Genomic DNA, 22798 nt, shown 5'->3' with positions numbered 1-22798 from the left:
CGGGGGGCGGCAAGTATCATAGCTGCCGATATGAATACACCCCGTGCACACGCCGCCCACGGCGCAGATTCCGCCCCCGCCGACAACGGCTTCAGCTACACCCGGTCCTTCTTCGAAGGCCTCGTCGACCACGCCCTGGCGCATGCACTGAAGCTCGGCGCGACCGACGCGGGCGCCGAGGCCTCGGAAGGCTGCGGCCTGTCGGTGAACGTGCGCAAGGGCGAGCTGGAAACCGTGGAGCGCAACCGCGACAAGTCGCTGGGCGTGACGGTGTACGTGGGCCATCGGCGCGGCAATGCCAGCACGTCCGACTTCTCGCTCGCGGCCATCGAACGCACGGTGCAGGCCGCGCACGACATCGCCCGCTTCACCGCAGAGGACCCCGTGGCCGGCCTGCCCGACGCGGCCGACATCGCCCCCGAGGCCACGCACCGCGACCTGCAGCTCTTCCACCCCTGGGCGATCGACAGCGAAACCGCGGCGCGGCTGGCGCTGGAATGCGAGGAAGCGGCGCTGGGCACCCACAAGCGCATCACCAACAGCGAAGGCGCGGGCGTTTCGGCGCAGCAGAGCCATTTCTTCAGCGCCCACACGCGCGGCTTCCGGGGCGGCTATGCCAGCTCGCGGCACAGCATGTCGGTGGCGCCCATTGCCTCGCTGCCAGGCCGCAACGCCGAGATGCAGCGTGACGCCTGGTACAGCTCCATGCGCGACGCGTCCGAGTTGGCGGATCCTGCGCGCATCGGCCGGTACGCTGCCGAGCGCGCCCTGAGCCGCCTGGGCAGCCGCAAGATCGCGACCACCGAATGCCCGGTGCTGTTCGAATCGCCCCTGGCCGCGGGCCTGCTGGGCGGCTTCGTGCAGGCGGTGAGCGGGGGATCGCTCTACCGCAAGAGCACCTTCCTGCTCGACTCGCTGGGCCAGCGCGTCTTCCCGCAGCACATCGACGTGGTGGAAGACCCGTTCCTGCTGCGCGGCAAGGGCAGCTCGCCGTTCGACGAGGAAGGCGTGCGCGTGGCGGCCCGCAAGGTAGTCAACGCCGGCCGGGTCGAGGGCTACTTCCTGTCCACCTACTCGGCGCGCAAGCTGGGCATGAAGACCACCGGCAATGCCGGCGGCTCGCACAACCTGAGCCTCACCTCGCGCCACACCCGGCCGGGCGACGATCTGGATGCCATGCTGAAGAAGCTCGGCACCGGGCTCTTCGTGATCGAGCTGATGGGCCAGGGCGTGAACTACGTGACGGGCGACTATTCGCGCGGTGCCAGCGGCTTCTGGGTGGAGAACGGCGAGATCGCGTTCCCCGTGCACGAAATCACCATCGCCGGCAACCTGAAGGACATGTTCCGCGGCATCGAGGCGGTGGGTGGCGATGCCTACAACTACGGCGCCAAGACCGTGGGCTCCGTGCTCATCAACCGCATGAAGGTGGCGGGCAGCTGACGGCGGCCCAGCCCTCCCGTTCAGGCAAAAAAAGACCCGCCGAAGCGGGTCGAATTGCTTGAAAAGCAAAGGGAGGGTTGTCGGCTGGAGGGCCGACGGAAGTGATCTTATGGCTGAGTCGCCCGTTTGCGTCACCCGCATGTGCCGTCTGATGGAAACGCGCTGTTGAGTGCCCCCGCCTCGACTGCGGATGCGACCGGCCAGCACTTTTCGGCGCGGAACTTGCGGCCTCAGGAGGTGGGGTGCGGCGCTGTCCTACGGTCGCATGCGCCGGCTGCGACTGCGCACCGCCTCAGGGTTTTCTAGGATAGCCCCATCTCCATTTTTCCGGTTCGCCGGTGAGAGGCTATCGTGAGCAGTTGGTATCGCCTGGACCTGGGCAGCGATCGCAAGGCGTTCGAGCCCGCCCGTCAGATTCAGCAAATCTTCATGGCCCGTTTCCTGATGGACAAGCCCGGCTCCGGCCGTGCGCTGTTCTCCAGCTACGATTCCGTCGCAGACCGGGTGCACCTGTTCTTCTCGCCCGCCGCCGCCGATGTGGCCGTGCGTTTCCGTGCCGAGCCCTGCGACAAGCCGGTAGCGCCGTCGTACCTGAGCCTGCTGGCCGGCGAGGGCGACGCCCTGGCCACCTATTTCCCGGAGCCGCTGGCCGCCTGACACCCGGCACCCGGCACCCGCACCAGGCACCTGCCACCCGACCGGGTAGCGGTGTGTTTCGTGCCCGCCGCCAAGGGCCGACGGCGCGCGTTCAATCGTCGATGGATGCGCTCCAGCGCTGGCCCCAGTCCCGCGCCTGGTCGATGTTGCGGCGGTCCCGCTTGGTGGGCCGGCCCTCCTGCAGGGTCGAGGCCGGTTCAGGCGCCAGCCGGCGCAGCTCTGCGGCTTCCGCGCGCTTGGCAAGGCTGTCGGCGGTCTCTTCATACAGCAGCTGGGCGACGGGCGCCGGCCCCCGCATGCCGCTCAATGCACGCACATTCACCGTGCGCTCTACCGGCCCCTGGCGCAGCACCAGGGTGTCGCCCGGCCGAACCTCGCGCGACGGTTTGGCGAGCTGGCCATTGACCGTGACACGGCCCTTGTCGATCTCTTGCGCCGACAGGCTGCGCGTTTTGTAGAAGCGTGCGCACCAGAGCCATTTGTCCAGCCGCATCGATACCATGGGTAAGGTGGTCATTGCCGTGATTGTGCCCCTGCGACGGTGCCGGCGCCGCGGGTCGGGCATGGGAAGCGTCGATGGGAACCCATTCGAGCCCATTCGAGCCCATTGGAGCCCATTGGAGCCGATTGGAGCCCGTTGGAGTCTCCAGGCGCCACTCCAGCCTCGGCCGGCCGGGCGGATGGGCAGACGAGCGGCAGGCTGGCTCGCCGAAACCCTGCGCCTATACTTCCCCGCTTCGTTTTCAGCCACCACGATCGCTCCCCATGCACCTATCCCGCCGCGTTTTCGCCATCGGCCTCGGCCTTGCCACGGCACTGTCGGTTCCCCTGGCTGCCCAAGCCCAGGACCGCGTGCTGACCGTCGCCTCCAGCGCCACCTACGCCCCTTTCGCGTTCGAGAACAAGGACAAGCAGATCGTCGGGTTCGACATCGACATCATCCAGGCCATCGCGAAGAAGCAGTCCTTGCAGATCAAGATCGTGAACACGCCCTGGAGCGGCATCTTCGCCGCGCTGAACAACGGCGACGTGGATCTGGTGATCTCCGGCGTCACGATCAACGACAAGCGCCGCCAGAGCTACGACTTCACCGAGCCCTATTTCGCGGCGCAGCAGCTCATCGCCGTGCCGAAGGCCAGCACGGTGACTTCGCTGAAGGACCTGGCCGGCAAGAAGATCGCGGTGGTGAATGCATCCACCGCCGATGACGTGGCCTCGCGCGAATTCGGCAAGACCAGTCCCAACATCCGCCGCTTCGAGAGCACGCCGCTCATCATTTCCGAGCTGGCGGGCGGCGGCGTCGATGCGGCCATCGGCGACAACGGCGTGATCGCATACCGCGTGTCGCAGACTCCGGCGCTCAAGACCGTCGAAGACCCGGCATTCCCCGTCGAGGGCTTCGGCATCGTGGTCAAGAAGGGCGACAAGGCACTGCAGTCCAAGCTCAACGCCGGCCTGGCCGCCGTCCGCGCCGACGGCAGCTACAACCAGATCTACAAGAAGTGGTTCGGCAAGGACTACCAGCCGCGCTGATCTGAAGCCACCCGCCGCTGGCCGGCGGGAACCAGGCGGCCCGGCGGGCCGTCGGTGGGGCGCCTATCGCGCCCGCCTTCGCTTTTTGCACAGCGGCCCATGACCTGCCTGCGGCACACAGTCCGCCAAGGGCTGGACGGCCCCGTGCTTTCCGTGATTCCCGTGATTCGTGAGAGGAAGAGGCCATGGAGCCTGTCGAGTGGTTTGGCTGGTTCCGGCCGGACATCCTGGTGGAGTACAAGGACCTGTTCATCCAGGGCGCCTGGATGACGCTCGGGGTGACCGTGGTCTGCGTGCTGGCGGGCGGCCTCTGGGGCCTGTTGCTCGCCCTGGCGCGGCTGGCCCAGGCGCGCCATGCGCCGTGGAGCTGGGTGTGCCGCTACCTGCTGCGCTGGCCGTCCACGGTCTACGTGAGCTTCTTTCGCGGCACGCCGCTCTTCGTGCAGATCCTGCTCATGCACTTCGCGGTGATGCCGCTCTTCATCCACCCGACGTCGGGGCTGCTGGTGACGGGGGACTTCGCCCGCACCCTCAAGCAGGAGCATGGCGCGCTGATCTCCGGCATCGTCGCGCTGACGCTCAATTCCGCGGCCTACATCTCCGAGGTGTTCCGCGCCGGCATCCAGTCGATCGCGCGCGGGCAGTCCGACGCCGGCCGGTCGCTGGGCTTCACGCCCGGCCAGGTGATGCGCTACGTGGTGCTGCCGCAGGCGTTTCGCCGCATGCTGCCGCCGCTCGGCAACAACGCGATTTCGCTGTTGAAGGACACCTCGCTGATCTCCGCGATCGGCTTGGCCGAGATGGCCTACGCCGCCCGCACGGTGGCGGGCGCCTATTCGCGCTACTGGGAGCCGTACCTCGCCATCGCGCTCGCCTACTGGCTGATGACGCTGGCGCTGACCGGCGGTCTGCGCCGGCTGGAGAACCACCTGGCCCGCAGCGACCGGGTGTGATCAGCGCGCGGGCCGGCGGCCACCAGCCGGCTCACGCGTGAACCGGGGGCGGCCCACCCGGCTCGGCCGCCAGCGGCACCCGCACGACGGCGTCCAGCCCGGCGGTGCGGCCCCCCTGCTGCCGATTGGTGAGCGTGATGCTGCCCCCCAGCGCCTGCACGATCTCCTGGCAGATCGCCAGGCCCAGCCCCGAGCCGGTGCGGATGTCGCCGGCCGAAAACGGCTGGAAGAGCCGCGTCGCCAGTTCCGCGTCGATGCCGGGCCCCTGGTCGGCGATGGTGAGGGCGGCGTGCCGGCCGTCGGTGCGCAGGTCCACGGTCAGCGTGCTGCCCGGCGGCGCGTGGCGCACGGCGTTGTGCAGCAGGTTGCGCGTGAGTTCGCGCAGCATCCATTCGTGCGCCTGCATCGGCGCCGCGTCGGTATGGATGCCGAAGTCCAGGTCGTTCTGCGCCACCAGGGGCGACAGGTCCAGCGCCACCTCGCGCAGCACCGTGTCCAGCCGCGTGAGCGGCGGCGTGCTCTGCTGGCGCAGCTGCTCCACCTTGGCCAGCGCCAGCATCTGGTTGGCCAGTTGCGTGGCGCGGTCCACCGTGTCGCCGATCTCGCGCAGGGCCTGGTCCGGCGGAGCATCGCCCCGCAAGGCGGACTGCACCTGGGTCTTGAGCACCGCGAGCGGCGTGCGCAGCTGGTGCGAGGCATCGCGCACGAAGCGCTTCTGGTGCTCCAGCAGATAGGCCAGGCGCTGCATCACTCCGTTGGTCGCGTCGATCAGCGGCTGCAGCTCGCGCGGTGCAGACGGGGCCGAGATCGGGCTCAGCTCCTCCTCCGAGCGGGCCTGCAGGTGGGCGCTCAGCTGGCGCACGGGCCGCGTGGCGCGCTGCACCACCAGCACCACGATGAGCGCGATGACGGCCACCAGCAGCGCCTGGCGCGCGACGGTGGCCCACAGCATCTGCAGCGCCAGCGCCTGGCGCAGCTCCAGCGTCTCCGCCACCTGGATCACCGCCATGCCGCGCCCGTTGGGCGACGACACCGGCTGCAGCAGCACGGCCACGCGCACGGGCTGGCCGCGGAACTCGTCGTCGTAGAAATCCACCAGCGCGGAGTAGGGCGGCCGCGCCGGGATACGGCCGCGCCAGACGGGCAGCTCGGCAAAGCCCGACACCAGCTCGCCGTGCAGGTTGGAGACGCGATAGAACATGCGGCTCTGGTTGTCGGCCTCGAAGGTTTCGAGCGCCGAATACGGCACGATGGCGCGCAGGATGGCCGCGTCGTCGTAGCCGCTCACGTCCAGCTGCTCGCTGATGCTCTTGGTGGAGGCGAGCAGGGTGCGGTCGTAGGCGGTGTGCAGCGAATCCAGCGTCTCGCGGTAGAGGCTGAGCGTGTTGAACACCACGAAGGCGATCACCGGCACCAGGATGCCCACCAGCAGCTGCCGGCGCAGCGAGCGGGCCGCCGACCGCGGGGCGCTGCGGCTCACGCCTCGGCCTTGAGCAGGTAGCCGAGGCCGCGCAGCGTCATCAGCGTGAGGCGCGTGCCGACCAGCTTCTTGCGCAGGCGGTACACCACGACCTCGATGGCCTCGTACTGCACGTCCAGCTGGCCGGGGAAGACCAGCTCGTAGAGCCGCTCCTTGGTCACCGCGTGGCCCGGCTGCGCCAGCAGCGCGTGCATGAGCGCCAACTCGCGCGGGGTGAACTCCATCACCTCGTTGCCCAGGTAGATGGCGCCGCTATCTTTTTCATAGCGTATGGCGCCGATCTGCAGGGCGCCCGTGGCCGATTTGGCTTCGGAAGGCTCGCCGCTGCGGCGCAGCAGGGCGCGCAGGCGGGCTTCCAGCTCGTCCAGGTCGAACGGCTTGGGCAGGTAGTCGTCGGCGCCGGCATTGAGGCCCAGCACGCGGTCGCCCACCGTACCGCGCGCCGTCAGCAGCAGCACGGGCGTGCGCAGGCCACGGGCGCGGGCCTGCTGCAGCACCTGCAGGCCGTCCAGGCCTGGCAGGCTCAGGTCCAGCACCACGGCATCGGGCGGCTGCGCCGTCCACTGCGCCAGGGCCGCGCGCCCGTCGCCCAGCGCGGTCACTTCCATTCCGCGTCGCGTCAGCGATCGCTGCAGCGTGGCCTGCATGGCGGCGTCGTCTTCCACGAGTAAAAGTTGCATGCGCGGCACCTTAGCATCGGCACTGCCCAGCCGGCAGGTGGGTGTTTTCCCTGAGTCTGCGGACAGCCATTTGACAGGAAGCGCGCGCATCATCCGCTGCGTCAGATTGCACCCACAACAGGAGACATCCATGCGTCGCGATACCTTCCTCAAGTCCCTGGCCGCCCTCGCGGCCGCCGGCACGCTGCCCCTGTCGGCCCACGCCGCTGCCGCCGTGAAGATGCTGCTGCCCGCCAACCCCGGCGGCGGCTGGGACACCACGGGTCGCGCCCTGGGCAAGGCGCTGCAGGATGCGGGCGTGGCGTCTTCCGTCACCTACGACAACAAGGGCGGCGCGGCCGGTGCCATCGGCCTGGCGCAGTTCGTCAACGGCTCCAAGGGCGACCCGAACGCACTGATGGTGATGGGCGCCGTGATGCTGGGCGGCATCATCACCGGCAAGCCGCCGGTCAACCTGTCGCAGGCCACGCCCATCGCGCGCCTGACCAGCGAATACAACGTCTTCGTGCTGCCCGCCAACTCGCCCTACAAGTCGATGGCCGAGGTGATCGCGCAGCTGAAGAAGGACCCCGGCAGCGTGAAGTGGGGCGGCGGCTCGCGCGGCTCCACCGAGCACATCGCGGCGGCCATGATCGCCCGCGAAGTCGGCGTGGACCCGGCCAAGATCAATTACGTGGCGTTCCGTGGGGGCGGCGAAGCCATCGCTGCCATTCTGGGCGGCAACGTGACCATCGGCGGCGGCGGCTACAGCGAGATGGCCGAATACATCAACACCAAGAAGATGGTGCCGGTGGCGGTCACGTCGGCGCAGCGGCTCAAGGGCTCGTCGGTGCCCACGCTCAAGGAGCAGGGCATCAACGTGGAGATCGGCAACTGGCGCGGCGTGTACGCGGCGCCCGGCATCACGCCGGCCCAGCGCAAGGCGCTGATCGACATGGTGGCCGCTGCGCTCAAGAGCAAGAGCTGGGCCGAGTCGCTGGAGAAGAACGACTGGACGCCCGCCTGGCTGGCGGGCGACGAATTCGGCAACTTCGTCGATGCGGAATTCGCCAGCCTGCGCGCCACCATGGTCAAGGCCGGCATGGTCTGACCTGGCGCACATGCGCCCCTGCTCCGCCCGGCACGGCGGAGCCGGTGTGCGGCGCATCCGGCCCTGGCGGGCGGGTGCAGCGCTGCATGCCGCATTGCCGCCTTGTCGGGTCCGGTGTCCGTCGCCGCGCCCGCCATCAGGAGCTACCCCATGACTGAACCACTGAATTCCCCCCTTACCGCAGGCGATGCGTCACCGCCGCCGCCGCCCGGCGCCGCAGGCGTGCCCGCAACCCGCATGCAGGTCGCCGTGGGCGCCGGCGTGCTGGTGACCGCGGCCTGCCTGGCCTGGGGCGCGCTCGACATCCCGTCCAATTCGGGCTATGGCGGCGTTGGCCCCAACTTCCTGCCCTGGCTGGTGTCGGCGGTGCTGGCCGTCTGCGGCATCTTCCTGTTGTGGGAAGCGCTTTCCGGCGGCTACCGTGAACTGGACGCCGCCACCGGCGCGGAGCGTGCCGACAAGGGCGCGTTCGTGTGGGTGTCGGCCGGCCTGCTGCTGAACGCCGCCCTGATCACCACCCTGGGCTTCATCCTGAGCTGCACGCTGTGCTACATGCTCGCGGTGCAGGGCCTGCGCCGCGCGGCGGGCCAGCCTGCGGCGGGGCAGGTGCGCACCTGGATCACCGATCTGGTCACCGGCCTGCTGATCTCGGCGCCCGTCTTCTGGGCGTTCACCCAATTCCTGGCGATCAATCTGCCGGGCCTGACGAACACGGGGTGGCTGTGATGGAAATCTTCGACGCACTGCTGGCAGGGTTTGCCACCGCGGCCACGCCCGCCAACCTGCTCTGGGCCCTGGTGGGCTGCGCGCTGGGCACCGCCGTGGGCGTGCTGCCCGGCATCGGCCCCGCCGTGGCGGTGGCCATGCTGCTGCCCATCACCGCCAAGGTGGAGGTCACGGCCTCGATGATCTTCTTCGCCGGCATCTACTACGGCGCCATGTACGGTGGGTCCACCACGTCGATCCTGCTGAACACTCCCGGGGAGACGGCCAGCATGGTCACGGCCATGGAAGGCAACAAGATGGCCAAGAGCGGGCGCGCGGGTGCCGCGCTGGCCACCGCCGCCATCGGCTCGTTCATCGCCGGCACCATCGCCACCGTGGTGGTGACGCTGTTCGCCCCCTACGTGGCCGACTTCGCCGTCAAGCTGGGCCCGCCCGAGTACTTCATGCTGATGGTGCTGGCATTCACCACCGTGAGCGCGGTGCTGGGCAAGAGCACCGTGCGCGGCATGACCGCGCTCTTCGTGGGCCTGGCGCTGGGCTGCATCGGCATGGACCAGATCTCCGGCGCCGCCCGCTACACGCTGGGCCAGCCCGAACTGCTCGACGGCATCGACATCGTGCTCGTGGCGGTGGGCCTGTTCGCCGTGGCCGAGGTGCTGCACGCTGCCATGTACGAGGGCAAGGTGATCGACACGCAGAACCGCCTGGGCCGCGTGCACATGACGAAGCGCGACTGGAAGCGCTCCGTGCCGGCATGGATCCGCGGCACGCTGATCGGCACGCCGTTCGGCTGCATCCCCGCCGGCGGCACCGAGATCCCGACCTTCCTGAGCTACGCCACCGAGAAGAAGCTGGCCAAGGGAGAAGACCACGCCGAGTTCGGCACCAAGGGCGCCATCGAGGGCGTGGCCGGCCCCGAGGCTGCCAACAACGCGACGGTGACGGCCGCGCTGATTCCGCTGCTGACGCTGGGCATTCCCACGTCGAACACCACGGCAGTGCTGCTGGGCGCCTTCCAGAACTACGGCATCAACCCCGGCCCGCAACTGTTCACCACCTCGGCCACGCTGGTGTGGGCGCTGATCGCCTCGCTCTACATCGGCAACATCATGCTGCTGGTGCTGAACCTGCCCATGGTCAGCCTGTGGGTGAAGCTGCTGAAGGTGCCCAAGCCGCAGCTGTACGCCGGCATCCTGATCTTCGCTACCGTGGGGGCCTACGGCATGCGCCAGAGCACCTTCGATCTGTTCCTGCTCTACGGCATCGGCCTGCTGGGCGTGCTGATGCGGCGCTTCGACTTCCCGACCGCTCCGGTGGTGGTGGGCATGATCCTCGGGCCGCTGGCCGAAGCGCAGATGCGCAACGCCATCTCCATCGGCGAGGGCAGCTGGATGGTCTTCCTGCAACGCCCCATGTCGGTAACGCTGCTGGCGATCGTGCTCGCGGTGCTGATCGTGCCGCGGGTGATGAAGACGATGGCGCGGCGCAAGCTGCAGCGGCTGCAGCCACTGGACGCGTGAGTCGCGCGGCCGCCACTGGGGCGGCCGGTGGATGCGGCAGCCATGCGCAAGAACGCCCGGTCTCGAACCGGGCGTTGTGCTTTTTGGGATAACCGCGACGGGCCGTGGCGGTCCGTCGCAGGCCTGGAGCTCGCGGGGCCCACGGGGCCCGCGGGGCTCAGAAATCCACGCTGGCGCTGACCGTGAAGGTGCGCGGTGCGCCGAGCACCAGGTAACCCGATCCGGGGTAGCCGCCCACGGACGCCCAGTAGTTCTTGTCGGCCACGTTGTCGACCCGCGCGCGCAAGGTGAGGGCGCGACCGTTCCACCCGGTCAGGTAGCGCACCCCCAGGTCCAGCCGCGTCCATCCCTTCACCCGCAGGGTGTTGGTGGCATTGGCATAGCTGCTGCCGGTGTAGACGCTGCGGGCGTCCAGCGCCCAGCCGTTCGCGCCGGGAACATCCCATTCCGCGCCCAGCGTGGCCTGCAGGCGGGGCACGCCGATCACGCGCTGGCCGTCGGTGGTGCTGCTGCCGGTGCTGCGCTGCTGGGCGTCGAGCCAGGTGGCGCCGCCCAGCAGGCGCAGCCCGCGCATGGCCTCGCCGTGCACGGTCAGTTCCACGCCGCGGTGGCGGTCTTCGCCCTCGGACGTGAAGCGGTTGTCCACCAGCACGGAACGCGGCTTCTCGGTGGAGAAGAGCGCGATGCCGCCGCCCACGCGGCCACCGTCGTACTTGACGCCCACTTCCTTCTGCTTGGAGACGTACGGCGCCAGGTTCTCGCCGGCGTTGATCACGCGGACGCCGCCGGAGGTCGCCGGGGCGGTGTCGCCCTGCACCAGTCCTTCGATGTAGTTGCCGTAGACGGACACCTGCGGCGTGAGCTTGAACACCGCACCCAGCACGGGGCTGGTGCGGCTGCCTTCATACACGGTGCTGGCGCCGCCGGGGTTGCTCACCGCGCCGTTGAAGACCGTGCGGTAGGCGACCGACTCGACCTCGATCTTCTGGTGGCGCGCGCCGATGGTGAGCAGCGCGCGGTTGTCCAGGAACGAGAGCGTGTCGCCCAGCGCGAAGCTGCGCAGCTTGGTGCCGCCGTTGTAGGCCGGATCGGCCAGGTCGTTGCCCAGGAAGGTCAGCGGGGTGACCGGGTAGCGCACCGGGTTGTAGAGATTGCTGGCCAGGGTGAAGCCGGAGCTGAGCCCATAGGCGTTGTCCTTCTTCAAATGGAAGGCGGACAGCGACGCCACCCATTCGTGGCCCACGGCGCCGGTGCGCAGCTTGCCGCGCAGCCCCAGTTCACCCGTGTCCACCTGGTCCTTGCGGGCGTTGTCGAAGCGGCTGGTCGTCATGTCGCCATTGCCCGCGCCCGTCAGCGTCACGTTGGCCAGCGAATTGGCCTCCTTGCTGCGGCGCAGGCCGTAGGCGGCCCAGGCGGTGACGTCGCTGGCGATGTCCCATTCGCCGCGCAGCGTGCCGAAGATGTCCTTTTCGTTGGAATACGTCCAGGGTTGCGCCCAGTTGGAGCCCGCATCCGGCGCCGCCGGAATGGCCGTCATGCTGGCCGAAGGGGTGACGTTGGTCCGCGTGCGCTTCAGGCGGTTGTCCTGCCAGCCGATGTCGCCGGAGAGCCGCACGTCGCGGCTGCGCCAGTCGGCACCCAGGGAGACCAGGCCCAGGCGGCTCTTCTCGTCGTCCACCGCCGTGCCGTCGCCGCGGTAGGCCGCGTTCAGGCGAATGCCGGTGTCGCCCTGCGGCCCCACCCGGCGCGCGATGTCGGTCGCCACGGTGGCATTGCCACTGTCGTCCACGCTGGTGGTGATGCGGGTGAGCGGCTCGTTGGGAGCGCGCTTGGGCAGCAGGTTGATGCTGCCGCCGATGCCGCCGCCGTTCGGGCTGGCCCCCACCAGGAAGGCCGATGCGCCGCGCAGCACTTCGACCCGCTCGAACAGCTCGGTGGCGATGTACTGGCGCGGCAGCAGGCCGAACAGGCCGTTGTAGGCGACGTCATCGGAATTGAGGATGAAGCCGCGGATGAAATACGACTCCTGGAAGTTGCCGAAGCCGCGCGCCATGCGCACGGAAGGGTCGTTCTGCAGCACGTCGCCCACGCTGCGGGCGTGGCGGTCCTGGATCAGCTCGTTGGTATAGCTGGTGATGGAGAAGGGGGTCTCCATGTTGTCCCGCGTGCCCAGAATGCCGGCCCGGCCGCCGCGCGCCACCTGCCCACCGGGGTAGGCGGGGGACAGGCCCTGGGCGGAGGCGTCGGCGCTGGCGCTGACGTCCACGGTGGGCAGTTCTGCTGCAGTGGCGGCATTGGGGACGGGGACGGCGGGCGCGGTCGTCTGGGCGTGCGCGCTCAGCGTGTGCAGGGCAAGCAGCGCGGCTGCAGCTGCGATGGGGTGAAGTCGGGTCATGGCGTGCCTGGGCGAAAAGGGGCTGGAAGCAAAGGGATGCGGGCTCAGCAGGTGGCGGGTTATGTCAGTCGATGTCACCCGGGGTCACCCGGGGTCACCCGGGGTCACCCGGGGTCAGCCGGGGTCAGCCCGGGTCAGGTGCTGACGCTGGCCTCGTGGACCGCCCGCACGCGGTAGCGGCTGCGACGATCCACCGGTCCACACCGGAGAGCCGTCGCAATTCTCGCAGTAGATGAGAATTGTTTACATTCCCGTGTGGCGTACGGGCAACGGCTGGGCATTAAAAATCTGGAAGGGGGCAGGAACCTCGCCTCCTTCCGCCGAAGGCAGCGGGGCGACAGAGTCCGGAGCAGGGCGGGCGATGCGGGGAATGGCTGCGTGGCAGCCGCCGGCAGGGGCGGCGGGTAGGTCTGCGGACGACCGGGCCGGTCTTCGCAGGCCCCCCCCCGAAGGACCGCGTTGTCCTTCGGGGGCCCCCCACCAGAGAAGCGTGCTTGCAAAGGCGGCATTCTATAAAGAATGAGAACCGTTATCAACCAGGGCTGCGCTTTCTGCCTACGCGGCGGTGGCCGCAGCCGGTGCAGCATGGCGCTGACGGCGCTGATTCCAGCGTCTGCCGAACCACCACGGACGGGCGACAGCCCAGGAGCGCTGAAAGATGACACGCAACAATCAACGCCAAGCGGCTGCCTTGTGGCGCCAGGGCACCGAGCTGTCCATCGCTGCTCCGCAGGTTATCGCGCATCGCCTGGCCCGCATGGCGGCGGCCGGCGCCCAGCCATCGGCCCGCGACCAGCGCGAGTTCACCCGCATGGTGGCCGAGAAGCAGACCGCGTTTGCCCAGGCGTGGATGGCCATGGCCACGCAGTCGATGGTGGCCGCGCCCGCCCTGGCGATGGGCATGGCGCGCAGCTGGTTCACACCCTGGGGCGCGACCGCCTGGGCAGGTCAGCAAGCCCTGGCGGCGCAGTGGCAGGCGGCGGCCATGGGCGTCATGGGCAAGGGGCTGGCGCCGGTGCGCGCTGCGGCGGTCGCCAATGCCAAGCGGCTGAACCGCCTATGAAAGGCGGGCCACTGGCGTGACCCGACCCCGCCGGCGGCCGGCGGCCGGCGGCAGCCGGCCCGGCTGAAAGGCGCGCCGGTCAGCCGGCGGCAGGCGTTGCAGGAATTTCGAGACCGCGCAGGACGGCGGGGCGTTGCACGAAGGCAGCCAGCGCCCGCTGCACATGCCGGAAATCGTCCAGGCCCACCAGCTCGCCCGCCTCGTAGAAGCCGCCCAGGTTGCGAATCCAGGGGAAGATGGCGATGTCCGCGATGCTGTACGCGTCGCCCGCAACCCACTCCGTCTTTGCCAGCTGGCCGTCCAGCACCCCCAGCAATCGCTTCGATTCGGCGGCGTACCGGTCGCGTGGCCGCTTGTCTTCGTATTCCTTGCCGGCGAACTTGTGGAAGAAGCCGAGCTGGCCGAACATCGGCCCTACGCCGCCCATCTGGAACATCAGCCACTGCAGCACGTGGTAGCGGCCTGCGGCGTCCGGCGGCAGGAAGCGGCCGGTCTTTTCGGCCAGATAGACCAAGATGGCGCCGGACTCGAACAACGCCAGGGGTTTTCCGCCCGGGCCGTCCGGATCGATGATGGCCGGAATCTTGTTGTTCGGGTTCAGCGACAGGAATTCTGGAGACAGCTGGTCGCCCGCGTCGAACGCCACGCGGTGCGGCTCGTAAGCGAGGCCTGTCTCCTCCAGCATGATCGACGCCTTCACTCCGTTGGGCGTGGGCAGCGAATACAGCTGCAGCCGCTCCGGATGCTTCGCCGGCCATTTGCGGGTGATGGGAAAGGCATCGAGCGGGTTCGTCATGCGGGTCTCCAGCAGGGGGTGGATGGCGGTGGATGGCGGTGGGTTGGCTGCGGTCGGCGGCGGGTGGGTGGCGCCGGTCAGCGCACCGGCCAGCCGCCCAGATGTTGCTGTGCGATCTGGCTCAGGCCGGTGATCCAGGCGTTGCTGTCATTCAGGCACGGGATGTAGCGGAATTCCTGCCCGCCCGCGTGCAGAAACGCTTCGCGGGCTTCCATGTTGATTTCCTCCAGCGTCTCCAGGCAGTCGCCCGTGAAGCCCGGGCACATCACGTCCACCCTGCGGGTGCCGCCCTGCGCCATGGCAATCAGCGTGGGCTCGGTATAGGGCTCCAGCCACTTGGCCTTGCCGAAACGCGACTGGAAGGTCACGCGGAACTGGTGGGGCGCCAGGCCCAGCGCTTCGGTCAGCAGCCGGGCGGTGGTCAGGCACTCGGCCTGGTAGGGGTCGCCCAGGCGCACGTTGCGTTCGGGAATGCCGTGAAAGCTCATCACCAGCTGCTCCGCCGGGCCCCCTTCGCGCGCCCAGTGCGCGCGCACGCTCTGGGCGAGCGCATCGATGTAGGCCGGGTGGTCGTGGTAGCTGTTGACGAAGCGCAGCTCCGGGAACCGCCGCTGGCGCCGGGCCCAGGCCGTCACGTCGTCCACCACGCTGGCGGTGGTGGTGGCGGAATACTGCGGGTAGAGCGGCAGCACCAGCACGCGGTCCACGCCTTCGTCCTGCAAGGCCTTGAGCTGGGATGCGATGGAGGGGTTGCCGTAGCGCATGGCGGGGCGCACCACGACGCCCAGCCCGGCCTCCCCCAGCCAGCCGCGCAGCATCACCGCCTGCCGGGCCGTCCACACGGCCAGGGGCGAGCCCTCGGCCATCCAGATGCTGGCGTACTTGGCCGCCGACTTGGCCGGCCGGATGCGGAGAATGATGCCGTGCAGGATGGGCAGCCAGGCCACGCGGGGAATCTCCACCACGCGCGGGTCGCCCAGGAACTGCGCGAGGTAGCGCCGCAGGGCGGGGGCGGTGGGTTCGTCGGGGGTGCCGAGGTTGCAGAGCAGGATGGCGGTGCGTGCAGACATATGGGCTGCGATTGTGGCAGCGCCGCGGCCGCTACACAGGACGCCTGCGCCAAGCCAATCTGCCGAGCAGGCCTAAAAGCGTTGACCCAGACAGCGTTCCGGCTTCAGAGCTTCTGCTTCCCTTTGAGCACCCCGGGCGGCGGGAAATTCGGTGTCCCGCTCCGACGCAACGCTCGACCCGCAGGTCGGCCAGGCGCCCGTCCCGGCACCGGCATCACCCCATCCTGAGCGACCGCAGCAACGCGGCAATCTCCATCTGCCGCCGACAACCCGTCTTGCGCAGCAGATTCTTGATATGCGTTCGCGCGGTGTGCCAGCTCATACCCTCGGCCACGGCGAAGTCCTTGATGGTCTTGCCCGAGGCGATCATGAGCGCCAGCCGGGTTTCGGTGGGCGACAGGCCCAGCATGTCGGCGATGAGGCGCGGGTCCATGCCCTGGGGCGCGTCCGGGTCGTGCAGCACGACCAGGGCCAGGGGCGTTTCGATGAACGCCGCCGGATGGTGGGCATGGATGGGCAGCACGGTCACCACCAGGCTGCGCGTGCCCGACTTGGCCATCAACGTGCCGGCCGTGCCCGTGCCCTGGCGCATGCAAGCGGCCGCCACGATGCACCGCCACTGCGCCTGGGCGGCGCTCTCGTCGCATTGCAGGCGGCCGTGCCGCACGTGCATGGCGCCTGGCGTGCAAAGCAGCCGGTCGGCAGCGGCGTTGCAGTGCTGGATGCGGCAGTGCGCGTCCACCAGGGCGATGGCCTGGGGCAGGGCGTCGAGCGCGGCCAGGCCGAGGGCTGCCTGCTGTGCCAGTTGGATGGTGCGGGCTCGCAGGCGTGCCGCGCGCATGACTTCGGGAATGAGATGCAGTGCGAAACGACGCTCTTCTCACTGAACCGGGGTCTGTCCGAGGCACGCATGAAGCCTACATACTGCTGCACGCTGCCCTCGACGCGAAGCATCAGGCCCATGGTGTACTTCATGCCCATGGGAGCGAGGCAATCGGCATAAAGGGCACTGCGCGACATGTGGCGTTCGCTGAAGTGCTCATGGTCCAGCAGCATTTCGCCTTGACCCAGTCGCATCATGGCTGGAACTCGTTCGTCGATCAAAGCGTAATGCTGCTCGTAGTTGCTGACGCCTTCGTCGTCGCCGGCGCTGGTAATGCTTTCCAGCACCGTTCTTGCTTGCAAGTCCACGGTCAGCTGATGGAAGTTCATGCCTCCCACAGCATCTCTGAAGGCTTCCATGCCTCCGTACCAGTCGGTGGGCGACAGAACACCGTCGTAAAGCCGACCTACGATGTAGCGGTGTCGCTCGTGCATGAACCTCTCCTTTCTCTGCATTCTATGGAGTGGAATGTCGGATGGGGCGGCTAGGCAGAGGCCTTCAGGCCCCTCGCCCGGAGGCGGGGCGGGGCGGGGCGGGCGAATATGCTCGGGCCATGATTTCCCACGCAAACACCTGTACCCCCCTGCTGGACCTCAGCCGCGTCCGTGCCATCACCCTCGACCTGGACGACACCCTCTGGCCGGTCTGGCCCACCATCGAGCGGGCGGAGCAGGCGCTGCGGGCCTGGCTGCTGACCACCGCGCCAGCCACGGCTGCGCTGCTGGCGGTGCCGGAGACGGCCCGCGCCATCCGGGCCGGGGTGGTAGCCGCGCACCCGCAGCTGTCGCACGACCTGAGCGCCCTGCGGCGCGAGAGCATTCGCGCCGCGCTGCATGCGGCCGGCGAGGACACGGCGCTGGCCGAGCGGGGCTACGAGGTGTTCTTCGCGGAGCGCCAGCGGGTGGATCTGTATGAAGACGCGCTGGAGACGCTGGAGTGCCTGGCTGTACGGCACCCGCTGGTGGCGCTGTCCAACGGCAATGCCGACATCCAGCTGATCGGCATCGGGCAGTACTTCCGCGCCAGCGTGAGTGCGCGGGAGTTCGGCGTGGCCAAGCCCGATGCGCGCATCTTCCTGGCCGCCGCCGAGGCCGCCGGCGTGGCGCCGCACGAGGTGCTGCATGTGGGGGACGACGCGGCGATGGACGCGCAGGGCGCGGTCGCGGCCGGCATGCAGGCGGTGTGGATCAACCGCACCGGCAAGCCCTGGCCGCTGGACGACACGCATCTGCCGCATGCCACGGTGACCGACCTGCGCGGTCTCTGCGCGCTGTGGAATACGGTGCTATGAATTAAATAGCTGAAGACCAAGGCGTATCAAGCGCCAGGGCCTGATTTCACATGGAAACCTTGCCGCGCCAGATGTCGCGGTACATGGCCCAGTCGCCCATGAAGCTGTAGAGCGGCCGCTTGAAGCTGGCGGGCCGGTTCTTCTCGAACACGAAGTGCCCGACCCAGGCGAAGCCGTAGCCGCACAGCAGTCCTGCGAGCAACCACCCCGGATGCCCGGTGGCGACCATCAGCGCCAGGCAGGCCAGCGCCAGCGTGGAGCCGGCGAAGTGCAGGCGCCGGCAGGTGCGGTCGCTGTGCTCGGTCAGGTAGAACGGGTAGAACTCCGCGAAGCTCCGGAAGCTGCGCGGGTCCACTGGCGCGGTGCCGGCGGTTTGCGATGCTCGCGGCGAGGGCGCAGCCTGGGTCGGAATGGGCATGACGTGTCTCCGGGCGCCTTCTGGAAGGGCGAGGCGCTCCAGACCAGTGTAGAAGCCGGCCGGCCGCTGCGCCAGGGGGCCGGCCCCGCGATCAGCGCGCCAGGAAGTCCCGCAGCGCGAACAGCGTCTCGTCGGGCGCTTCCGACATCTGGTGATGCCCGCTGGGCAGACCGATCACCGTGACCGGCAGCCCCGCCGACCGCGCCGCTGCGATCAGGCCCTGTGCTGCCTTCGGTTGCGTCATCTGGTCCTGCCCGCCCAGGGCGAACAGCACGGGCGCGGTGACGCGGGCCATGGCCGCCTCGCCGCCCGTGTACCGGTCGCAGGCCTGGAAGCCGCGGTGGAACACGTTGACGGCGGTGTTGGAGCGCAGCACGCGCCGGCCCAGCGCCATGCCCGCGCCGAACACCCAGGCGCCCGCGCCCGAGGGCGGCGCCAGCGTGCTGCGCGAAAAGACGTTGACCATGCGCAGCGCTTTCTCGGGCTCGTTCAGGGCTGCGTCCAGCAGGGCGGGCGACACCTTCATGGGGTAGGCCGTGCCGACCAGCGCCAGGTGCGTGGCACGGTCCTGCAGCCGGGCGGCCGCCTCCAGCGCGATCAATGAACCCCAGCTGTGGCCGGCGAGCGCTGCGCGCTCCACACCGGCAGCCTGGAGCAGGGCGATGACGAAATCCGCCGCCCGCTCCACGCTCTCGGGCGCATCGCCGGCGCTGCGGCAGTGCCCGGGCAGGTCCACCGCCAGCACGTTCCAGCCGTGGTGCGCCAGGTAGCGGCTCTGCAGCGCCCAGACGCTGTGGTCGTTCAGCACGCCGTGGATCAGCACCACGGTGGGCTTGGCCCCATCGAAGGGTTTGCCGCCGGTGTAGCAATAGGCGGCGGCGCCGTTGACGTCGAGGTACATGCTCAGCCTCCCGCTTTCTCGGCGGCCTTCAGCGCGCGCTTCAGGTCGTCGATGAGGTCGTCCGCATCCTCCAGTCCGATGGACAGGCGGATAGTGCCCTGCGAGATGCCCGCCTGCTGCAGCGCCTCGTCGCTCATGCGGAAATGCGTGGTGCTGGCCGGGTGGATCACCAGGCTGCGGCAGTCGCCCACGTTAGCGAGGTGGCTGAACACCTTCAGCGCCTCGATGAAGGCCTTGCCCTGCGCGCGGGTGCCCTTCAGGTCGAAGCTGAAGACCGAGCCGGCGCCGCGCGGCAGCAGCCGTTGCGCCAGCGCGTGGCTCGGGTGCGACTCCAGCAGCGGATGGCCGACCCGCGCCACGAAGGGCTGGGCAGCCAGGAATTCGACCACGCGCTGCGTGTTGCGCATGTGCCGTTCCATGCGCAGGGGCAGCGTCTCGATGCCCTGCAGGATGAGCCAGGCGGTGTGCGGACTCATGCAGGCGCCGAAGTCACGCAGCCCTTCGCGCCGCGCCCGCAGGAGGAAGGCGCCCACGGTGGATTCCTCGGTGAACACCATCTGATGGAAACCTTCGTAGGGCTGGGTCAGCTCGGTGAACTTGCCTGCCGAGCGGGGTCCCTCCCAGTCGAAGCTGCCGCCATCCACCACCACGCCGCCAATGACCGTGCCGTGACCCGACAGGAACTTGGTGGCCGAGTGGTAGACCAGATCGGCGCCGTGCTCGAACGGTCGGACGAGCCAGGGCGAGGTCAGGGTGGAATCGACCAGCAGCGGCACCCCGGCGTCGTGCGCCACTTGCGCCACGGTGGGGATGTCCAGCACGTCCAGGCCGGGGTTGCCTACGGTCTCGCCGAAGAACAGCTTGGTGTTGGGGCGCACCGCAGCGCGCCAGCCGTCGATGTCGCCGGGCTTCACGAAGGTGGTCTCGATGCCGAAGCGGCGGAGGGTGTAGTGCAGCAGGTTCTGCGAGCCGCCGTAGAGCGCGGTGCTGGCGACGATGTGGCTGCCGGCGCCCATCAGCGTGCAGATCGCCAGGTGCAGGGCGGCCTGGCCGCTGGCCACCGCGATGGCGCCGACCCCGCCTTCCAGGGCGGCCACGCGCTGCTCCAGCACGGCATTGGTCGGGTTGCTGATGCGGCTGTAGACGTGGCCCGGCCGCTCCAGGTTGAAGAGCGATGCGGCGTGGTCGCTCGACTCGAACACGAACGACGTGGTGAGGTGGATGGGCACGGCGCGCGCGCCGGTGGCAGGGTCGGGCACGGCGCCGGCGTGCAGCGCCAGCGTGTCGAAGCCGGGATCGGAATAGCCGGGCATGGGTCTCTTGTCTCCTGTGTACGGATGTGCGAGACATTGTGGGCTATATTCTTTCGCTGTATTCCCGCCGCACGCGCGGGCCTGAATCCCCGGAGACACCCATGAAAGTCAGTGACATCCTTCGCGTCAAAGGCAGCACGCTCTATACGGTGACGGCGGACGAGCCGCTGTCGCAGGCGGTGCAGGTGATGGCCGAGAAGGACATCGGCTCCCTGGTGGTGATGGACCACGGCGATCTGGTCGGCATGCTCACCTTCCGCGAGGTGATCCAGGCGACGGTCAAGAACGGCGGCAGCGTGGGCACGATGCTGGTGCGCACCGCCATGGACGATGCGCCGCTCACCTGCACGCTGGAAACCGAGATGGACGAAGTCCGCCGCATGATGCTGGGCCGCCATGCCCGCTACATGCCGGTCATGAACCAGCGCATGCTGATGGGCGTGATCAGCTTCTACGACGTGGCCAAGGCGGTGGTGGACAGCCAGAACTTCGAGAACCAGATGCTCAAAGCCTACATCCGCGACTGGCCTGAAGAAAAGGCACCAACCCCCTGAGCCGCTGCGCGGCTTCCCCTTCTTTCGTCGCGCTGCGCACGCCGGGAAGGGGGACGACCCCAGCGGCCCGGCGAAGCCGGTGCCGCGGGGTCTGCTGGCTTGGCCTGCTCCGCGGCCATCTGACGGGCGAGGCCGTGCCGGCGCAGACCCCGTGCCCGTTGACTGGCTCTGACGCCGCTTTTCTTCGTCGGTGGGGCTGCACGTCACCGGCGCCCGATGGGGCTCTGGGATAATCCCGCGCCATGAGCGGCAATACACTCGGCACCCTTTTCGCAGTCACCAACTTCGGTGAATCCCACGGCCCGGCCATCGGCTGCGTGATCGACGGCTGCCCGCCAGGCATGGAACTGTCGGAGGCCGACATCCAGGCCGACCTGGACCGCCGGCGGCCAGGCACCAGCCGACACGTCACGCAGCGGGCGGAACCCGACGCGGTCGAGATCCTGTCCGGCGTGTACGAAGGCCGCACCACCGGCACGCCCATCGCCCTGCTCATCCGCAACACCGACCAGCGCAGTAAGGACTACTCGAACATCGCCCAGAGTTTTCGCCCGGGCCATGCCGACTACACCTACTGGCACAAGTTCGGCATCCGCGATCCGCGCGGTGGCGGACGTTCTTCGGCGCGGCTGACGGCGCCCACGGTGGCGGCCGGCGCCGTGGCCAAGAAGTGGCTGCGCGAAAAGTACGGCACGGCGTTCCGCGCCTGCATGACCCAGATCGGCGAGCTGCCGATTCCCTTCGAGAGCTGGGAGCACGTGCCCCACAACCCGTTTTTCGCACCGGTCGCCGATGTCTCGGCGCTGGAAAATTACATGGATGCACTGCGCAAGGCGGGCGACTCTTGCGGTGCCCGGCTGCGCGTGCAGGCGACCGGCGTGCCGGTGGGGCTGGGCGAGCCGCTCTACGACAAGCTCGACGCCGACATCGCGCATGCCCTCATGGGGCTGAACGCGGTCAAGGGCGTGGAGATCGGTGCGGGGTTCGACAGCGTGGCGCAGCGCGGCACCACGCACGGCGACTCGCTCACGCCCGGCGGCTTCGCCAGCAACAACGCCGGCGGCATCCTGGGCGGCATCAGCAGCGGGCAGGACATCGAGGCGACGATCGCCATCAAGCCGACCAGTTCCATCATCAGCCCGCGCGAGTCGATCGACGTGCTGGGCCAGAGCACCGAGGTGATCACCAAGGGCCGGCACGACCCCTGCGTCGGCATTCGCGCCGCGCCCATCGCGGAGGCGCTGCTGGCGCTGGTGCTGATGGACCATGCACTGCGGCACCGCGCGCAATGCGCAGACGTGGCGCTGGACGTGCCTCCGATCAAGGCATCGCTGGGCTGAAGCGCCTCAGTGAAAAGACCAGCGGGCTGCGTGCCGGCTGGTCTTTTGATTTTGGGGTGCGTTTGTGGCCCCGATTTCGGTCGAAAAGGCCTCTGGCGCTTATGGATCAAGCACTTGTTGCTATAAAATTAATAGCAAATGCGGTGGCAATAGCTGGGCAATGCCCGGGCAATAGCGATGGCAAGCGCTCCGGTGCAGGCCCGCCCAGAAAGCGGCGAGCCTAGCCAGCTTCCTACTTGCGCACCTCGTCGACCAGCGCCCGGAACTCGTCGACGTCCTCGAAGCTGCGGTAGACGCTGGCAAAGCGGACGTACGCCACCTTGTCGAGCTTCTTGAGTTCGCGCATCACCAGTTCGCCGATGCGGTTGGACATCACCTCGCGCTGACCCAGGTTGAGCAGCTTTTCCTCGATGCGCTCCATCGCCGAGTCGATCTGTGTCGTGCTCACCGGGCGCTTGCGCAGTGCCAGCTTGAACGAGCCCTGCAGCTTGCTGCGGTCATAGTCGATGCGCCGGCCGTCCTTTTTCACCACGGCGGGAAAGTTCACCTCGGGCCGCTCGTAGGTGGTGAAGCGCTTTTCGCAGGCGCCGCACTGGCGGCGGCGCCGGATGAAGTCCCCGTCCTCCGAAACACGGGTCTCGACGACCTGGGTCTCGGCATGGCTGCAGAAGGGGCACTTCATCGAACGGCGG

At 68.8% G+C, this 22798-nt stretch carries 23 protein-coding genes; 12 read left to right on the top strand and 11 right to left on the bottom strand.

All coding sequences use genetic code 11. From position 1 onward, the window contains the following. Positions 1 to 30 precede the first annotated feature (30 nt). Together pmbA and ASF94_RS14195 are read left to right on the top strand one after the other, a co-directional pair. Complete coding sequence (gene pmbA, locus ASF94_RS14200; protein ID WP_056667599.1) at positions 31 to 1443, top strand: metalloprotease PmbA; 1413 nt, start codon at positions 31 to 33, stop codon at positions 1441 to 1443. Positions 1444 to 1794: 351 nt separating this feature from the next. Continuing rightward, positions 1795 to 2100: a hypothetical protein gene (locus ASF94_RS14195; RefSeq protein ID WP_056667596.1), complete on the top strand. Its 306-nt coding sequence runs from the start codon at positions 1795 to 1797 to the stop codon at positions 2098 to 2100. A gap of 91 nt (positions 2101 to 2191) precedes the next feature. Here the strand turns inward: ASF94_RS14195 and ASF94_RS14190 are convergent, their stop codons facing one another. Beyond that, entirely contained in the window at positions 2192 to 2617 is a 426-nt protein-coding gene (locus ASF94_RS14190) for an RNA-binding S4 domain-containing protein (protein ID WP_056667594.1), read from the bottom strand. Positions 2618 to 2865: 248 nt separating this feature from the next. On the opposite strand from ASF94_RS14190, the gene ASF94_RS14185 reads away from it, so the two are divergent. Together ASF94_RS14185 and ASF94_RS14180 are read left to right on the top strand one after the other, a co-directional pair. Next, positions 2866 to 3633: a basic amino acid ABC transporter substrate-binding protein gene (locus tag ASF94_RS14185; RefSeq protein ID WP_056667591.1), complete on the top strand. Its 768-nt coding sequence runs from the start codon at positions 2866 to 2868 to the stop codon at positions 3631 to 3633. Between the two features lie 185 nt (positions 3634 to 3818). Beyond that, complete coding sequence (locus ASF94_RS14180) at positions 3819 to 4586, top strand: amino acid ABC transporter permease (RefSeq protein ID WP_056667588.1); 768 nt, start codon at positions 3819 to 3821, stop codon at positions 4584 to 4586. Between the two features lie 31 nt (positions 4587 to 4617). Here the strand turns inward: ASF94_RS14180 and ASF94_RS14175 are convergent, their stop codons facing one another. Together ASF94_RS14175 and ASF94_RS14170 are read right to left on the bottom strand one after the other, a co-directional pair. Continuing rightward, positions 4618 to 6066 carry a sensor histidine kinase gene (locus ASF94_RS14175; protein WP_056667586.1) on the bottom strand — a complete coding sequence of 483 codons (1449 nt, stop codon included), beginning with the start codon at positions 6064 to 6066 and terminating at the stop codon, positions 4618 to 4620. After that, entirely contained in the window at positions 6063 to 6746 is a 684-nt protein-coding gene (locus tag ASF94_RS14170) for a response regulator transcription factor (protein ID WP_056667583.1), read from the bottom strand. Before ASF94_RS14170 ends, ASF94_RS14175 begins: the two co-directional genes overlap by 4 nt. Positions 6747 to 6876: 130 nt before the next feature. Between ASF94_RS14170 and ASF94_RS14165 the strand changes: the two genes are divergently transcribed. The 3 genes from ASF94_RS14165 to ASF94_RS14155 all read left to right on the top strand — a co-directional run bounded on the left by ASF94_RS14165 (position 6877) and on the right by ASF94_RS14155 (position 10082). Further along, positions 6877 to 7836 (top strand): tripartite tricarboxylate transporter substrate binding protein, encoded by a 960-nt coding sequence (locus ASF94_RS14165; RefSeq protein WP_056667580.1) that lies wholly within the window; start codon positions 6877 to 6879, stop codon positions 7834 to 7836. Positions 7837 to 7986: 150 nt separating this feature from the next. Continuing rightward, a complete protein-coding gene (locus tag ASF94_RS14160) occupies positions 7987 to 8562 on the top strand; it encodes a tripartite tricarboxylate transporter TctB family protein (protein ID WP_056667577.1) in 576 nt (191 codons plus the stop codon). Continuing rightward, positions 8562 to 10082: a tripartite tricarboxylate transporter permease gene (locus ASF94_RS14155; RefSeq protein WP_056667574.1), complete on the top strand. Its 1521-nt coding sequence runs from the start codon at positions 8562 to 8564 to the stop codon at positions 10080 to 10082. The genes ASF94_RS14160 and ASF94_RS14155 overlap by 1 nt, the downstream gene beginning before the upstream one ends. Positions 10083 to 10239: 157 nt before the next feature. On the opposite strand, the gene ASF94_RS14150 is transcribed toward ASF94_RS14155, so the two are convergent. Further along, positions 10240 to 12477 (bottom strand): TonB-dependent siderophore receptor, encoded by a 2238-nt coding sequence (locus ASF94_RS14150; protein WP_056667571.1) that lies wholly within the window; start codon positions 12475 to 12477, stop codon positions 10240 to 10242. Positions 12478 to 13135: 658 nt separating this feature from the next. Between ASF94_RS14150 and ASF94_RS14145 the strand changes: the two genes are divergently transcribed. Beyond that, on the top strand, positions 13136 to 13540 hold the full coding sequence (locus tag ASF94_RS14145; RefSeq protein ID WP_056667568.1) for a polyhydroxyalkanoate granule-associated phasin: 405 nt from the start codon (positions 13136 to 13138) through the stop codon (positions 13538 to 13540). Between the two features lie 79 nt (positions 13541 to 13619). Here the strand turns inward: ASF94_RS14145 and ASF94_RS14140 are convergent, their stop codons facing one another. The 3 genes from ASF94_RS14140 to ASF94_RS14130 form a co-directional block, all read right to left on the bottom strand. Further along, positions 13620 to 14336: a glutathione S-transferase N-terminal domain-containing protein gene (locus ASF94_RS14140; RefSeq protein WP_056667565.1), complete on the bottom strand. Its 717-nt coding sequence runs from the start codon at positions 14334 to 14336 to the stop codon at positions 13620 to 13622. Between the two features lie 77 nt (positions 14337 to 14413). Further along, the gene (hemH, locus tag ASF94_RS14135; RefSeq protein ID WP_056667562.1) at positions 14414 to 15406 is read right to left on the bottom strand and encodes a ferrochelatase; all 993 of its coding nucleotides are present in this window, start codon (positions 15404 to 15406) and stop codon (positions 14414 to 14416) included. A gap of 214 nt (positions 15407 to 15620) precedes the next feature. After that, positions 15621 to 16247 (bottom strand): helix-turn-helix transcriptional regulator, encoded by a 627-nt coding sequence (locus ASF94_RS14130; RefSeq protein WP_056667557.1) that lies wholly within the window; start codon positions 16245 to 16247, stop codon positions 15621 to 15623. A 200-nt stretch (positions 16248 to 16447) separates the two neighbouring features. Between ASF94_RS14130 and ASF94_RS21360 the strand changes: the two genes are divergently transcribed. Continuing rightward, complete coding sequence (locus ASF94_RS21360; RefSeq protein WP_156382547.1) at positions 16448 to 16777, top strand: hypothetical protein; 330 nt, start codon at positions 16448 to 16450, stop codon at positions 16775 to 16777. 65 nt (positions 16778 to 16842) lie between these two features. After that, positions 16843 to 17580, top strand: coding sequence for an HAD family hydrolase (locus ASF94_RS14125; RefSeq protein ID WP_056667554.1), 738 nt, complete (start codon positions 16843 to 16845; stop codon positions 17578 to 17580). Positions 17581 to 17626: 46 nt separating this feature from the next. Here the strand turns inward: ASF94_RS14125 and ASF94_RS14120 are convergent, their stop codons facing one another. The 3 genes from ASF94_RS14120 to ASF94_RS14110 form a co-directional block, all read right to left on the bottom strand. Beyond that, positions 17627 to 17998: a DUF962 domain-containing protein gene (locus tag ASF94_RS14120; protein ID WP_056667551.1), complete on the bottom strand. Its 372-nt coding sequence runs from the start codon at positions 17996 to 17998 to the stop codon at positions 17627 to 17629. A 91-nt stretch (positions 17999 to 18089) separates the two neighbouring features. Continuing rightward, positions 18090 to 18899, bottom strand: a complete 810-nt coding sequence (locus ASF94_RS14115; RefSeq protein WP_056667548.1) for an alpha/beta fold hydrolase — start codon at positions 18897 to 18899, stop codon at positions 18090 to 18092. A 2-nt stretch (positions 18900 to 18901) separates the two neighbouring features. Further along, the gene (locus ASF94_RS14110; protein ID WP_056667546.1) at positions 18902 to 20212 is read right to left on the bottom strand and encodes an O-acetylhomoserine aminocarboxypropyltransferase; all 1311 of its coding nucleotides are present in this window, start codon (positions 20210 to 20212) and stop codon (positions 18902 to 18904) included. Positions 20213 to 20313: 101 nt separating this feature from the next. Between ASF94_RS14110 and ASF94_RS14105 the strand changes: the two genes are divergently transcribed. Then, positions 20314 to 20766: a CBS domain-containing protein gene (locus tag ASF94_RS14105; protein ID WP_056667544.1), complete on the top strand. Its 453-nt coding sequence runs from the start codon at positions 20314 to 20316 to the stop codon at positions 20764 to 20766. Positions 20767 to 21008: 242 nt separating this feature from the next. Continuing rightward, the gene (gene aroC, locus ASF94_RS14100) at positions 21009 to 22106 is read left to right on the top strand and encodes a chorismate synthase (protein WP_056667541.1); all 1098 of its coding nucleotides are present in this window, start codon (positions 21009 to 21011) and stop codon (positions 22104 to 22106) included. A 232-nt stretch (positions 22107 to 22338) separates the two neighbouring features. Here aroC and nrdR read toward each other — a convergent pair whose 3' ends face one another. Further along, the gene (nrdR, locus tag ASF94_RS14095; RefSeq protein ID WP_056667538.1) at positions 22339 to 22788 is read right to left on the bottom strand and encodes a transcriptional regulator NrdR; all 450 of its coding nucleotides are present in this window, start codon (positions 22786 to 22788) and stop codon (positions 22339 to 22341) included. Positions 22789 to 22798 lie beyond the last annotated feature (10 nt).

It is taken from the genome of Acidovorax sp. Leaf160, assembly GCF_001424265.1.
Taxonomy (GTDB): domain Bacteria; phylum Pseudomonadota; class Gammaproteobacteria; order Burkholderiales; family Burkholderiaceae_C; genus Paracidovorax.
Note: the sequence above shows the minus strand (reverse complement) of the source record. Positions and strands in the feature narration are given on the sequence as shown.

Coding starts and splice junctions, on each gene's coding strand:
- aroC (WP_056667541.1), top strand. CDS start 21,009: ATGAGCGGCAATACACTCGGCACCCTTTTCGCAGTCACCAACTTCGGT.
- ASF94_RS14155 (WP_056667574.1), top strand. CDS start 8,562: ATGGAAATCTTCGACGCACTGCTGGCAGGGTTTGCCACCGCGGCCACG.
- ASF94_RS14185 (WP_056667591.1), top strand. CDS start 2,866: ATGCACCTATCCCGCCGCGTTTTCGCCATCGGCCTCGGCCTTGCCACG.
- ASF94_RS14110 (WP_056667546.1), bottom strand. CDS start 20,212: ATGCCCGGCTATTCCGATCCCGGCTTCGACACGCTGGCGCTGCACGCC.
- hemH (WP_056667562.1), bottom strand. CDS start 15,406: ATGTCTGCACGCACCGCCATCCTGCTCTGCAACCTCGGCACCCCCGAC.
- ASF94_RS14170 (WP_056667583.1), bottom strand. CDS start 6,746: ATGCAACTTTTACTCGTGGAAGACGACGCCGCCATGCAGGCCACGCTG.
- ASF94_RS14120 (WP_056667551.1), bottom strand. CDS start 17,998: ATGCCCATTCCGACCCAGGCTGCGCCCTCGCCGCGAGCATCGCAAACC.
- ASF94_RS14145 (WP_056667568.1), top strand. CDS start 13,136: ATGACACGCAACAATCAACGCCAAGCGGCTGCCTTGTGGCGCCAGGGC.
- ASF94_RS14180 (WP_056667588.1), top strand. CDS start 3,819: ATGGAGCCTGTCGAGTGGTTTGGCTGGTTCCGGCCGGACATCCTGGTG.
- ASF94_RS21360 (WP_156382547.1), top strand. CDS start 16,448: ATGGTCCAGCAGCATTTCGCCTTGACCCAGTCGCATCATGGCTGGAAC.
- ASF94_RS14105 (WP_056667544.1), top strand. CDS start 20,314: ATGAAAGTCAGTGACATCCTTCGCGTCAAAGGCAGCACGCTCTATACG.
- ASF94_RS14140 (WP_056667565.1), bottom strand. CDS start 14,336: ATGACGAACCCGCTCGATGCCTTTCCCATCACCCGCAAATGGCCGGCG.
- ASF94_RS14115 (WP_056667548.1), bottom strand. CDS start 18,899: ATGTACCTCGACGTCAACGGCGCCGCCGCCTATTGCTACACCGGCGGC.
- ASF94_RS14160 (WP_056667577.1), top strand. CDS start 7,987: ATGACTGAACCACTGAATTCCCCCCTTACCGCAGGCGATGCGTCACCG.
- pmbA (WP_056667599.1), top strand. CDS start 31: ATGAATACACCCCGTGCACACGCCGCCCACGGCGCAGATTCCGCCCCC.
- nrdR (WP_056667538.1), bottom strand. CDS start 22,788: ATGAAGTGCCCCTTCTGCAGCCATGCCGAGACCCAGGTCGTCGAGACC.
- ASF94_RS14125 (WP_056667554.1), top strand. CDS start 16,843: ATGATTTCCCACGCAAACACCTGTACCCCCCTGCTGGACCTCAGCCGC.
- ASF94_RS14150 (WP_056667571.1), bottom strand. CDS start 12,477: ATGACCCGACTTCACCCCATCGCAGCTGCAGCCGCGCTGCTTGCCCTG.
- ASF94_RS14190 (WP_056667594.1), bottom strand. CDS start 2,617: ATGACCACCTTACCCATGGTATCGATGCGGCTGGACAAATGGCTCTGG.
- ASF94_RS14130 (WP_056667557.1), bottom strand. CDS start 16,247: ATGCGCGCGGCACGCCTGCGAGCCCGCACCATCCAACTGGCACAGCAG.
- ASF94_RS14165 (WP_056667580.1), top strand. CDS start 6,877: ATGCGTCGCGATACCTTCCTCAAGTCCCTGGCCGCCCTCGCGGCCGCC.